At 73.8% G+C, this 12,082-nt stretch carries 12 protein-coding genes; 9 read left to right on the forward strand and 3 right to left on the reverse strand.

The window, feature by feature from the left end; translation table 11 throughout:
* The first annotated feature begins 6 nt into the window (after positions 1–6).
* Complete coding sequence (locus AACH11_RS12915) at positions 7–1,104, forward strand: sulfate/molybdate ABC transporter ATP-binding protein (protein WP_341374649.1); 1,098 nt, start codon at positions 7–9, stop codon at positions 1,102–1,104.
* A gap of 89 nt (positions 1,105–1,193) precedes the next feature.
* Here the strand turns inward: AACH11_RS12915 and AACH11_RS12920 are convergent, their stop codons facing one another.
* Together AACH11_RS12920 and AACH11_RS12925 are read right to left on the reverse strand one after the other, a co-directional pair.
* Entirely contained in the window at positions 1,194–2,150 is a 957-nt protein-coding gene (locus AACH11_RS12920; RefSeq protein WP_341374650.1) for a CysB family HTH-type transcriptional regulator, read from the reverse strand.
* A gap of 146 nt (positions 2,151–2,296) precedes the next feature.
* Positions 2,297–3,274 (reverse strand): LysR substrate-binding domain-containing protein, encoded by a 978-nt coding sequence (locus tag AACH11_RS12925; protein WP_423228738.1) that lies wholly within the window; start codon positions 3,272–3,274, stop codon positions 2,297–2,299.
* A gap of 141 nt (positions 3,275–3,415) precedes the next feature.
* On the opposite strand from AACH11_RS12925, the gene AACH11_RS12930 reads away from it, so the two are divergent.
* The 8 genes from AACH11_RS12930 to AACH11_RS12965 all read left to right on the forward strand — a co-directional run bounded on the left by AACH11_RS12930 (position 3,416) and on the right by AACH11_RS12965 (position 11,035).
* Positions 3,416–4,666: an MFS transporter gene (locus AACH11_RS12930; protein ID WP_341374651.1), complete on the forward strand. Its 1,251-nt coding sequence runs from the start codon at positions 3,416–3,418 to the stop codon at positions 4,664–4,666.
* 43 nt (positions 4,667–4,709) lie between these two features.
* A complete protein-coding gene (locus AACH11_RS12935; RefSeq protein ID WP_341374652.1) occupies positions 4,710–5,108 on the forward strand; it encodes a hypothetical protein in 399 nt (132 codons plus the stop codon).
* 6 nt (positions 5,109–5,114) lie between these two features.
* Positions 5,115–6,497, forward strand: a complete 1,383-nt coding sequence (gene fumC, locus AACH11_RS12940; protein WP_341374653.1) for a class II fumarate hydratase — start codon at positions 5,115–5,117, stop codon at positions 6,495–6,497.
* Positions 6,498–6,651: 154 nt separating this feature from the next.
* Positions 6,652–6,819 carry a DUF2256 domain-containing protein gene (locus AACH11_RS12945; protein ID WP_341374654.1) on the forward strand — a complete coding sequence of 56 codons (168 nt, stop codon included), beginning with the start codon at positions 6,652–6,654 and terminating at the stop codon, positions 6,817–6,819.
* On the forward strand, positions 6,812–8,500 hold the full coding sequence (locus AACH11_RS12950; protein WP_341374655.1) for a cryptochrome/photolyase family protein: 1,689 nt from the start codon (positions 6,812–6,814) through the stop codon (positions 8,498–8,500). Before AACH11_RS12945 ends, AACH11_RS12950 begins: the two co-directional genes overlap by 8 nt.
* Before the next feature lie 11 nt (positions 8,501–8,511).
* On the forward strand, positions 8,512–9,906 hold the full coding sequence (locus AACH11_RS12955) for an FAD-binding domain-containing protein (RefSeq protein WP_341374656.1): 1,395 nt from the start codon (positions 8,512–8,514) through the stop codon (positions 9,904–9,906).
* A 22-nt stretch (positions 9,907–9,928) separates the two neighbouring features.
* A complete protein-coding gene (locus tag AACH11_RS12960; RefSeq protein WP_341374657.1) occupies positions 9,929–10,666 on the forward strand; it encodes an SDR family NAD(P)-dependent oxidoreductase in 738 nt (245 codons plus the stop codon).
* Positions 10,667–10,672: 6 nt separating this feature from the next.
* Entirely contained in the window at positions 10,673–11,035 is a 363-nt protein-coding gene (locus AACH11_RS12965; protein WP_341374658.1) for a hypothetical protein, read from the forward strand.
* A 52-nt stretch (positions 11,036–11,087) separates the two neighbouring features.
* On the opposite strand, the gene AACH11_RS12970 is transcribed toward AACH11_RS12965, so the two are convergent.
* Entirely contained in the window at positions 11,088–12,056 is a 969-nt protein-coding gene (locus AACH11_RS12970) for a DMT family transporter (RefSeq protein WP_341374659.1), read from the reverse strand.
* Positions 12,057–12,082 lie beyond the last annotated feature (26 nt).

Below are 12,082 nucleotides of genomic sequence, written 5' to 3' on the forward strand. Positions count from 1 at the left end.
CCCCTCATGTCGATCGCCATCCGCCACCTGTCCAAGCGCTTCGGCAGCACCGTCGTCTGCGATGCGCTGGATCTGGACATCCCCAGCGGCGAGCTGGTCGCGCTGCTCGGCCCCTCGGGTTCGGGCAAGACCAGCCTGCTGCGCATCATCGCCGGGCTGGAGCAGGCCGATGCCGGCCAGGTGCTGTTCGATGGCCGGGACACCACGCAGGATGATGTGCGGGCGCGTCAGGTCGGCTTCGTGTTCCAGCACTACGCCCTGTTCCCGCAGATGAGCATCTTCGAGAACGTGGCCTTCGGCCTGCGGGTGCGCCCGCGCGGCGAACGTCCGCCCGAGGCACAGATCCGCGCCAAGGTGACGGCGCTGCTCAAGCTGGTGCAGCTGGACTGGATCGCCGACCGCTATCCGCACCAGCTCTCGGGCGGCCAGCGCCAGCGCATCGCGCTGGCCCGCGCGCTGGCCGTCGAGCCGCGCGTGCTGCTGCTCGACGAACCCTTCGGTGCGCTCGACGCCCAGGTGCGCAAGGAGCTGCGGCGCTGGCTGCGCCGCCTGCACGACGACATGCACGTCACCACCGTCTTCGTCACCCATGACCAGGAGGAGGCGATGGAGGTCTCCGACCGCATCGTGGTGATGAACCGCGGCCGCATCGAGCAGGTGGGCAGCCCCGACGAGGTCTACGACCGGCCGGCCACGCCCTTCGTGCTGCAGTTCCTGGGTGACGTCAACCTGTTCCACGGCCGCAGCGGCCATGCGCCGGGCGACAGCTCATCGCCTGAGGATGTGCACTATGTGAGGCCCCATGAACTGGACGTGCTGGGCGTGCCGCCACCCGCCCCAGCCCCAGCACCTGCAGGGGCCGAGGCCGAGGCGGCCACGATGGCCCGCGACGGCATCGTCTGGCCGGCCGAGCTGGCCCAGGTGCTGACGCTCGGCCCGCTGACGCGGCTGGAGTTCCGCCGCGACGACGGCAGCCACGTCGACGTCGAGCTGCCGCGCGAGCGCTGGCACGCCCTGCGCGACCAGCTGCAGCTGGCCCCGGGCCGCCGGGCCTGGCTGCGGGCGCGGCAGGCCACGCGCTTCGGCGCCGTCGAACGGGCCTGACGATGCGGGCCTGAGCCCCTGTCGGGGCCAGGCCGCCGGGGCCGGCGCCCGAGGAAGCCCCGGGCCCGCCGCGGCACGGGCGTCCCGGCTCAGAGCCCGTCGCTGGTGCCCGGCTCGTCCTGCAGCGCGCGCTGCACCACCTCGCGCGTCAGCGGCGGCGCGAAGGTCTGGACGAAGTCGTAGACGTAGTGGCGCAGCCAGGTGCCGCGGCGCAAGGCCAGCCGCGTCATGTTGGCCGCGAACAGGTGGCGGGCGTCGATGGCGCGCAGGTGGGTGTCGCGCTCCTCGTCGAAGGCGATGGCCGCGACGATGCCCACGCCCATGCCCAGCTCGACATAGGTCTTGATCACGTCGGCGTCCATGGCCTGCAGCACGATCTGCGGCGTCAGTGCCGCGTGGCGGAAGGCCTCGTCGATGTGGGCGCGGCCGGTGTAGCCGGTCTCGTAGGTGATCAGCGGAAACTCCGCCAGGCGCTGCAACGACAGCGCACGGCCGGCCGCGCGGTCCTCGTCCAGCGGATGGCCGGGCGGCACCACCACGCTGTGGGTCCAGCGGTAGCAGGGCAGGGCCAGCAGCGCCGGGAACTCGGCCAGCGCCTCGGTGGCGATGCCGATGTCGGCCTGGCCGGTCAGCAGCAGCTGCGCCACCTGCTGGGGCGTGCCCTGGTGCAGCTGGAACTGCACGCCCGGGTGCTGCTGGCGGAAGTCGCGCACCACGGCCGGCAGCGCATAGCGGGCCTGCGAGTGGGTGGCGGCGATCGTCAGCGTGCCCTGGCCGGCGGCCGCGAAGTCGGCGCCCGCACGCTGCAGGTTCTCGCCTTCCTGCAGCAGGCGCTCGACGATGGGCAGCACGGTCTGGCCCGGGCCGGTCAGGCCGGTCAGGCGTTTGCCGGCCCGCACGAACAGCTCGATGCCCAGCTCCTCCTCCAGCTCGCGGATCTGGCGGCTGACGCCGGGCTGGCTGGTGTGCAGCACCTGGGCGGTCTGCGTCAGGTTGAAACCCTGGCGCACGGCCTCACGGACGGATCGGAGTTGCTGGAAGTTCACGGCAGAAGCAGACAGACGCAGACACACGCGGGGACGGGCACCGCGCAGCGCAGCGCGCCCGCGGCTGGCCGCATGTTCGGCGCCCCGATTGATGCGGAAAACGTTGATTTCCGATTCAGCTTACTCGTTTTTCGAATTTGCAAGCATCATGACACGGCAGCCCCGCCGTCGGCCTGCTGCGCCAGCCACTGCACACACGCCGCACGCAGGTGAGCGAGCAGCGGAGAGGCATCGCCGCTGCGGCCGGCCAGCGCCAGCGTGGCGCGCGGCGCGGGCCCGGCGATGGCCACGTGGCGCACGCCCGCCACCGCGATCTGGGCCATCGAGGCCGGCACGATGGACACGCCCAGCTCGGCCGCCACGAAATTGACCACCGTGGCCAGCTGCGGTGCCTCCTGCACGATGCGCGGCTCGAAGCCCGCGTCACGGCAGGCCTGCACCACCGCGTCGTACAGGCTCAGGCCCACGGGCCGGGGGAAGAAGACGAAGTCCTCGCCCGCCAGCGCGGACAGCGGGATGGCGGCCACCTCGCCCGGGGCACCACCTGGGGCATCACCCGGTGCGCCGCCCGATGGGGTGCGCTGCGCGAGCCGGTGCTGCACCGGCAGCGTGATGCGCATGGGTTCGTCGGGCAGGCGCAGCAGGTCCAGGCCCGGAAAGCCCTGGGCATCCGGCCGTGCGAAGGCCGCGTCCAGCAGGCCCTGCTGCAGCCGGTCGACCAGACGCGCGGTGTTGAGCTCTTCCAGCTGCAACTGCACCGCCGGCTGCTGGCGGCGGAACTGCCGGATGGTGGCCGCCACCACCGGGTTGAAGGCCGCCGACGCGGTGTAGCCCAGGCGCAGCACGCCCGTCTCGCCGCGGGCCGCCCGCAGCGCGGCGGCACACGCCGCCTCGGTGGCGCCGACGATGCGCTCGGCCTCGTCACGGAAGACCTCACCGGCGGCCGTCAGCCGCACGCCCTGCGGCGTGCGCAGCAGCAGCTCGGTGCCCACCTGCCGCTCCAGATCCTTGAGCTGCTGGCTCAGCGGCGGCTGGCTGATGCCCAGCCGGCCGGCGGCCCGGGTGACGTTGCCCTCGCGCGCGACGGCGAGGAAATAGCGCAGGTGACGCAGCTCGATCGACATATGCCAATCGTATGGCGTACGCCAGATCAATATATTGGACGACTGGCCCGCGGCCCGGAAGAATCGGTCGCACCGATGTCACTGCCGCGGCCCGCGACACGCCGGCCCACCCGCGCGCCGCGGGGCACCGCCCACCCCACCGTGCCCCTGTCACCGACCGCCACCTCCGCCACGCCGCCCCCGTCCACCCCGCCGGCCACCGCCGCAGCCGACGATGCCGCCCGCCTGCGCCGCGCCAACGCCGCGCTGTTCGTGCTCGGCTTCGTCACCTTCTGGCTGCTGTACTGCGTGCAGCCGCTGCTGCCGCTGTTCGATGCCGAGTTCGGCGTCGGCGCCGCGCGCAGCGCGCTGGCGCTGTCGCTGGCCACCGGCGCCGTGGCGGTGGCAATCGCCGCCAGCGTGGTGGTGGCCGCCCATGTCGACCGGCGGCGGCTGATGGTGGCCGCGCTGGCGCTGGCAGCGCTGTGCAACGCGGCCGTCGCCTGGGTCGATCACTGGGGGGCGCTGCTGGCGGCGCGCACGGCGGCCGGCCTGTGCCTGGGCGCGGTGCCGGCGGTGGCCATGGCCTATGTGGCCGAGCTGGTGCCGGCCGCGCGGCTGGGTCGCTCGATGGGGCTGTACGTGGCGGGCACGGCGCTCGGCGGCATGGCCGGGCGGGTCGGCGTGGCCTTCGTCGTCGAGGCGGCGGGCTGGCGCGCGGCCATCCTGGGCGTGAGCCTGATCGGCCTGCTGGGCGTGGGCCTGATCGCCTGGCGCCTGCCGCGACCCGCGTCGGCCCCGCTGCCCCTGCCGCCGGATCTGCGGCTGCACCTGCGCACGGCCATCCGTCTGCTGCGCGAGCCCGCGCTGCGGCGGCTGTATGCCTGCGGCGCGCTGGCCGCGGGCCTCTTCGTCACCACCTACAACTACGCCGGCTTCCGCTTGCTGGGCGCGCCCTTCGCGCTCAGCCCGGCGCAGGCGGGGCTGATCTTCGGCTGCTATCTGTGCGGCGTGGCGGCGTCATCGGTGGCCGGCGGCCTGGCCGACCGGCACGGCCCGCGCCGGGTGCTGACGGCGGGCCTGGGGCTGACCGCGCTCGGGCTGCTGGTGTCCCTGCCGGCCTGGCTGCCCGGCTTCGTCGTCGGCCTGTGCCTGCTGACGGCCGGCTTCTTCGCGCTGCACGCGGTGGCCAGCGCCACCGTCAGCCGCCAGGCCGGCACCGACCGCCGCCACGCCACCGCGCTGTACCTGCTGGCCTACTACATCGGCTCCAGCGTGTTCGGCTGGCTGGGCGGCGCCTGCTGGGAGGCCGGCGGCTGGCTGGGCGTCAGTGCGGCGGTCGGTGCAATGGTGGTGATCTTCGGGGGCTTGATCCGGACGATGCCGCGTCCGGCGTCGGTCATCAGATCATGAGTGATAATGATTCGCATTAGCTTCATCGTGAGCGAGGCGTTTCATGTCTTCTCCCCACGCGTGCCGGCCCCGCTGGCTGTGGCTGTCGGTGCGCATCCGCTGCGCCCTGACGCCGGATGATCCGCAACTGATCGCCCAGTACCTGTGCCTGGGCCATCGCCTGGTGTGCAGTGGCCAGCTGCCCGGCTGGAGCACGGCGCGCCGCGAGCTGTGCCTGCTGATGGACACGGCCGCCGATCCGCTGCTGCCCCAGCACTGGCGCGAGACCTGCGCCGACCACGCCGGCCGCGCGCTGGCCGAGCTGGATGCGCATGCCGGATCGCAGCCGCACCGCCATGCCGAGCTGCGGCACTGGCGCAGCCGCCTGGCCCGCCTGGACCTGCACACCACGCTGCCGATCGACGAAGCCGCCCCCGGCGCCCCCTCCACCGACCACCCCTGAAGCCGCATGACGACCCGCCTGGAACACGACACCTTCGGCCCGATCGAGGTCCCCGCCGAGCGCCTGTGGGGCGCACAGACGCAGCGCTCGCTGCAGAACTTCGCCATCTCCACCGAGCGTCAGCCGCTGGCCCTGATCCATGCCCTGGTGCAGGTCAAGCGCGCCGCGGCGGTGGTCAACCAGGGCCTGGATCTGCTGCCGGCCCGGCGGGCGCAGGCCATCGTCGCCGCGGCCGACGAGGTGCTGGCCGGCGGCCATGCGGAGGAGTTCCCGCTGGTGGTCTGGCAGACCGGCTCGGGCACGCAGACCAACATGAACGTCAACGAGGTGCTGGCCAACCGCGCCAGCGAGCTGCTGGGCGGCGTGCGCGGTGAAGGCCGCGCCGTGCACCCGAACGACGACGTCAACCGCAGCCAGTCCAGCAACGACGTCTTCCCCACGGCGATGCACGTGGCCGCCACCGAGGCCATCACCCGCCACCTGCTGCCGGCCCTGGCCCGGCTGCGGGCCACGCTGGAGGCCAAGGCGGTGGCCCATGCCGATCTGGTCAAGATCGGCCGCACCCATCTGCAGGACGCCACGCCGCTGACGCTCGGCCAGGAGATCTCCGGCTGGGCCGCCCAGCTGGCCCACGGCGAGCGCCACCTGCGCGCGGCGCTGCCCCATCTGTGCGAGCTGGCGCTGGGCGGCACCGCCGTGGGCACCGGCCTGAACGCCCCGCGCGGCTATGCCGAGGCCGTGGCCGCCGAGCTGGCGCAGCGCACCGGCCTGCCCTTCGTCACCGCGCCGAACAAGTTCGAGGCGCTGGCCAGCTGCGACGCGCTGGTCCATGCCCACGGCGCGCTCAAGACCCTGGCCGCCAGCCTGATGAAGATCGCCAACGACGTGCGCTGGCTGGCCAGCGGCCCGCGCAGCGGCCTGGGCGAGATCCGCATCCCGGAGAACGAGCCCGGCTCGTCCATCATGCCCGGCAAGGTCAACCCGACGCAGAGCGAGGCCCTGACCATGCTGGCCGCGCAGGTGATGGGCAACGACGTGGCGGTCAACATCGGCGGCGCCTCGGGCAACTTCGAGCTCAACGTGTTCCGGCCGATGGTCATCCACAACCTGCTGCAGAGCGTGCGCCTGCTGGCCGACGGCATGAACAGCTTCAACGACCACTGCGTCGTGGGCATCGAGCCCGACCGCGCGCGCATCGCCGAGCTGGTGCAGCGCTCGCTGATGCTGGTGACGGCCCTCAACCCGCACATCGGCTACGACAAGGCCGCCCAGATCGCCAAGAAGGCCCACCACGACGGCAGCAGCCTGCGTGAGGCCGCGCTGGCGCTCGGCCACGTCAGTGCCGAGGAGTTCGACCGTTGGGTGGACCCGAGCCGCATGGTGGGCTGAGGCAGGGCGGCCGGTCGATGACGCCGTCTTGACCCGCAATCTCCGCGGTCAGGACGGCCGATGGCCGGTCTTGACGCGACCCTGACGCGCTGACGACTAGGATGCGGGCGTTTCCACCTGGGGTCAGGCCCGACAAGGGTCCGGCCCGGCGTCCATGTCCCGCCCTTCCGCCCCGTTCCGCGGCAACAAGACCGCTCTGCCGGCCAAGCCCTGCGCGGCCTGCGGCCGGCCCATGTCCTGGCGCAAGCGCTGGGCCCGCTGCTGGGATGAGGTGAAGTTCTGCTCGGATGCCTGCCGCCAGCGCCGGGGTGGGCATGTCTGAGCCTGTCGCGCCCGGCGCACCCACCGCGCAGGCCGCACAGGCTGCACAGGTCGCGCCGGATGCGCCCGTCGGGCTCGCCGCGCCCGCATCAGCCCCGGACCGAGACGACCGACCGCCGCGCCGGCCCCCGCTGCGCCATCTGGTGCTGGTGCTCGGCGACCAGCTCGACCTCGACGCCTCGGCCTTCGACGGCTTCGATCCGGCCTGCGACGCGGTGTGGATGGCCGAAGTGGCCGAGGAATCGACCCACGTCTGGTCGGCCCAGGCGCGCATCGCGCTGTTCCTGTCGGCGATGCGCCACTTCGCCGAAGCGCTGCGCGCCGCCGGCCGGCCGCTGCACTACAGCCGGCTGGACGAGGCCGGCAACCACGGCAGCCTGGCCGCCCAGCTGACGGCCGACCTGAGGCGCCTGCAACCGCAGGCCCTGGTGATGACCGCGCCCGGCGACTGGCGCGTGCTGCAGGCGCTGCGCGAAGCGGCCCGCGCCGCCGGCCTGCCGCTGGAGTTGCGCGACGACCGCCACTTCTACGCCACCGTGCGCGACTTCGCCGCCCATGCGCGCGGCCGCAAGGCGCTGCGCATGGAGTACTTCTACCGCGAGATGCGCCAGCGCCATGACGTGCTGATGGAGGATGGCGCCCCCGGCCAGCCCCGCCAACCCGTGGGCGGCCAGTGGAACTTCGATGCCGACAACCGCGCGGCCTTCGGCGCCGACGGCCCCGGCGTGGTGCCGCCACGCAGCCGCTTCACGCCGGACGCGATCACGCGCGAGGTGATCGCACTGGTGCGCGCGCGCTACGCCGACCACCCGGGCAGGCTCGACGACTTCGCCTGGCCGGTGAGCCGTGAGCAGGCGCTGCAGGCGCTCCAGACCTTCATCCGCGAGCGCCTGCCCGACTTCGGCCGCCACCAGGACGCGATGTGGAGCGGCGAGCCCTGGCTGTGGCACGCCCACCTGTCGGCCGCGATGAACCTGAAGCTGCTGGGCGCGCGCGAGGTGGTGGACGCGGCCGTGGCCGCCTGGCGCGCCGGCCACGCGCCGCTGTCCAGCGTCGAGGGCTTCGTGCGCCAGATTCTGGGCTGGCGCGAGTACGTGCGGGGCATCTACTGGACGCAGATGCCCGGTTATGCGGAGCTGAACGCGCTGGAGGCCCCGCACGATCTGCCCGCCTTCTTCTGGACCGGCGACACCCCGATGGCCTGCCTGCGCGAGACGATCACGCAGACGCTGACCCACGGCCATGCCCACCACATCCAGCGCCTGATGGTGACCGGCCTGTACGCGCTGCTGTACGGCGTGCGGCCGCAGCAGGTGCATGCCTGGTACCTGTCGGTCTACGTGGACGCGGTGGAATGGGTGGAGCTGCCCAACACGCTGGGCATGAGCCAGTACGCCGACGGCGGACTGATGGCCAGCAAGCCCTATGCGGCCACCGGCCAGTACATCCGCCGCATGAGCAACCACTGCCAGGGCTGCCGCTTCGATCCGGCGCAGCGCACCGGCGAGCGGGCCTGCCCCTACACCACGCTGTACTGGGACTTCCTGATGACGCACGAGACGCGCCTGGCGCGCAACCCGCGCATGGCGCTGCAGGTGAAGAACCTGGCGCGGCTGGACACGGCCGAGCGCGAGGCCGTGCGCGCACGCGCCGCCGCCGTGCGCAGCGGTGCGGTCGCCTGAGGATGGACGTCATGCAGACGACCGTGGCGCCGACCCGCGACGCCGCGCTGGCCGCCCTCGCCCGCGTGCGGCCGGCCGCCTACGCACGCAGCCGCAACCACCTGGAAGGTGCCGTCACCGGCCTGTCGCCCTGGCTGACGCACGGCCTGCTGACCCTGCCCGAGGTGCTGGCCGCCGCGCTGCGCCAGGGCCCGCTGGACATCGGCCACACCCTGGTGCGCGAGCTGGGCTGGCGCGTGTGGTTCCGCCATGTGTGGGCGCAGCGCGGCAGCGGCATCCTGCAGTCGCTGCATCCGGGTCCGCGCCCGCAGGCCGAGACGGACGACCCACGCGCCCTGCCCGACGACATCCGGTGCGGGCGCACCGGCGTGCCGGCCATCGACCAGGCCGTGCACACGCTGTACGCCACCGGCACGCTGCACAACCATGCCCGCCTGTGGCTGGCCAGCTACGTCGTCCACCTGCGCCATCTGAACTGGCGCGCCGGGGCCGACTGGATGCTCGGCCATCTGCTGGACGGTGACCTGGCCAGCAACCACCTGAGCTGGCAGTGGGTGGCCGGCACCGGCAGCCACAAGCCCTATCTGTTCAATGCCGACAACGTGGCGCGCCACGCGCCGGCCGCCTGGCACAGCCCGGGCAGCGTGATCGACCGCTCGTACGAGGCGCTGGAGCAGATCGCGCGGCACGGGCCGCCGGTGGGCGGTGACGGCGCGAGACGGGGCTGGCGTCGGGGGCCTGAGGCGGCGGCGATGATGGCTGGCGCGATGTCCGCGACCACGGCCGCGGCTGCGCTCGGCCCGCCACCGCTGCTGACGCAACCACCTGCCGACCTGGCGCTGGCCGACGTGCCGGCAGAGGCCGCTGCCCGCCTGCGCGGGCGCCGGGTCTGGCTGGTCCATCCCTGGGCGCTGCGGGCGCCGGATGCGGACGGCCTGGGCCGCGGCACACGCGCCGGCTCGGCCTCCGCCAGCGATGCGGCGATCGGCATGCCAGGCACCACGGCGGCCGTGGTCACGGCCGACACGCCCGACACCGCCGCCTCCGCACCGCTCCCGCAGGACGAGACGCCCCTCATCATCGGCGTCTGGCCGCGCGAGCACACGCTGGCCTGGCCGTGGAGCGAGCGCCGCTGGCGCTGGGTGCATGCGGCGATGCGGGGCGTGACGGACGAGATCTGGTTCACCGACCGCGCCGGCCTCGCCCGCGCGCTGCACGGCGCCGCCGAGGTGCGGTCCGTGGCCGATCCCCATGTCACGCCCTGGCTGCAGGGCCTGGCCGCGCTGCAGCCCGAGCCGCTGCTGTTTCCGGCCGTCGACACGCCGTGCCAGAGCTGGTCGCAATGGTGGAGCCGTGCCACCCGCGGCCTGAAACAGGCGGGAGAGCTGCTCCTGCCGCCAGGCTGACGCCCATCCACCGGAGATCCCCATGCCCCTGAACGACATCGCCCTGGTCACCGGCGCCCGCGGCGGCATCGGCCGCGCGCTGGTGGCCCGGCTGCGCGCGCGCGGCCTGCGCGTGGCCGCCGTCGGCCGTGACGCCGCGCTGCTGGCCGATCTCGACTGCGAGGCCCGCATCGCTGCCGACACCACCACGCCCGAAGGCGCGGCCGCTGCACTCGAGGCCTGCCGCCAGCAGCTCGGCGACAACCCCGCCCGGCTGGCCCACGCGGTGGGCAGCACGCTGATCGCCCCGCTGCACCGCACCCGGGCCGAGGCCGCGCGCGAGGTGCTGCGCATCAACCTGGACAGCAGCCTGTGGGTGCTGCAGGCCTGGATCGCCGCGCGCGAGGGTGCACCGGGCGCGGCCGTCTTCGTCAGCTCGGTGGTGGCGCGCATCGGCGTCGCCAACCACGAGGCGATCGCCGCCGCCAAGGGCGGCATCGAGGCCCTGGTGCGGTCGGCCGCAGCGACCTATGCGGCCCAGGGCCTGCGCATCAACGCCGTGGCCCCGGGCATGACCGACACGCCGATGACCGCCAGCATGCTCAAGTTGCCGGCCATGCGCGAGGGCGCCGGCCGCCAGTACCCGCTGGGCGGCGTGCAGCAGGCCGACGACGTGGCCGCCGCGATGGACTGGCTGCTGGCCGACGACAGCGCCCGCCTGACCGGCCAGGCGCTGGCTGTCGACGGCGGCTTCACCACCGTGCGGCCGCTCATCAAGTAGGCCGTCATGGCGGCCTTCGATCCCTTCGGCCGTCTGCCCGGGCATCGCCGCAGCCCACCCGGCCTGGAACACGTGATCTGGCGCCGCCTGCCGGCCGTGCTGCTGTGGGGCACGCTCGTGCCGATGGCGCTCGGCGGGATGCTGCACCTGACAGAGCCCGATCCCTTCGGCAGCGACGGGCGCGCCCTCACGGCCCTCGACGCCACCCAGCTGCGCCAGGACTTCCTGATCCTGGGCCTGATCGGCCTGCACTGGACGGTGGTGCTGACGGTCGGCCTGGGTTGCTTCATCGTGCGGGTGATGAAAGGACCGGCCTGGGTCGCGGACGCCTACCCGCTGCCACAGGCGCCACGGCGGCCGCCGGGCTGAGGCGGCCCGTCCGGACGTCGGCCACTGGCCGCGCCACCCCGGTGCGTCCCGCTCAACGCGCCCAGCGCCGCGCCGCCGCCACACAGGCGATGACGGCCAACGCCGTGGCCACCATGGCCGGGCGCACCGGCTCGCCCAGCAGCACGGCGGCCAGGCCCAGGCCGAGAAAGGGCTGCAGCAGCTGCAGCTGCGAGACGGCGGCCACCCCGCCGCGTGCCAGCCCGCGGTACCAGAACACGAAGCCCACCAGCATGCTGAAGACCGACACATAGGCCAGACCGGCCCAGGCCGAGGGCCGCACGGTCGACAGATCCGCCGGCCAGGTCGCCCAGGTCAGCAGCGCCATCGCCGGCACGGCCAGCACCAGGGCCCAGCAGATCACCTGCCAGCCGCCGAGTCGGGGCGTCAGGCGCGCGCCTTCGGCATAGCCGGCGCCGCAGGCCAGCACGGCGGCGGCCATCAGCGCATCGCCCGCCCCGCTGGCCGAGGCATCCAGCGCGAGTGCATAGGCCCCGACACAGGCCGCCCCCGCCAGCGCGCACAGCCAGAACACCGGCCGCGGCCGCGCACCGCCGCGCCAGACGGCGCAGGCCGCGGTGGCCAGCGGCAGCAGGCCGGTGAAGACCATGGCCCGCGCCGCGCTGAGCTCGCGCAGCGCCAGCGCCGTCAACAGCGGAAAGGCCAGCACGCAACCGGCCGCCACCACCGCCAGCGGCAGCAGATCACCCCGCGCCGGCCGCGGCGCCCGCACCCCGGCCAGCACCAGCGCGGCCAGCAGCGCCGCCAGCACCGCCCGCGCCCCGGTCAGGAACAGCGGCGGCAGATCGACCACCGCCAGCCGCGTGGCCGGCAGCGAGGCGCTGAAGATCAGCACGCCGAGCAGGCCGTCGCGCAGGCCGCGGGTGCGCTCCCGGGCGGACGAGAGGACCTGCCCGTCGGCCGGCCCGGCACGGTCGGCACGACCCGGGGCCACCGGGCACGGAACGGGCGAAGACGACGGGGCGGACGGCTGCAGGCTCATGCCACGTTTGTCGCCGAAGTCGGCCC

This window comes from Pseudaquabacterium rugosum, from assembly GCF_038066575.1.
Taxonomy (GTDB): domain Bacteria; phylum Pseudomonadota; class Gammaproteobacteria; order Burkholderiales; family Burkholderiaceae_C; genus Pseudaquabacterium; species Pseudaquabacterium rugosum.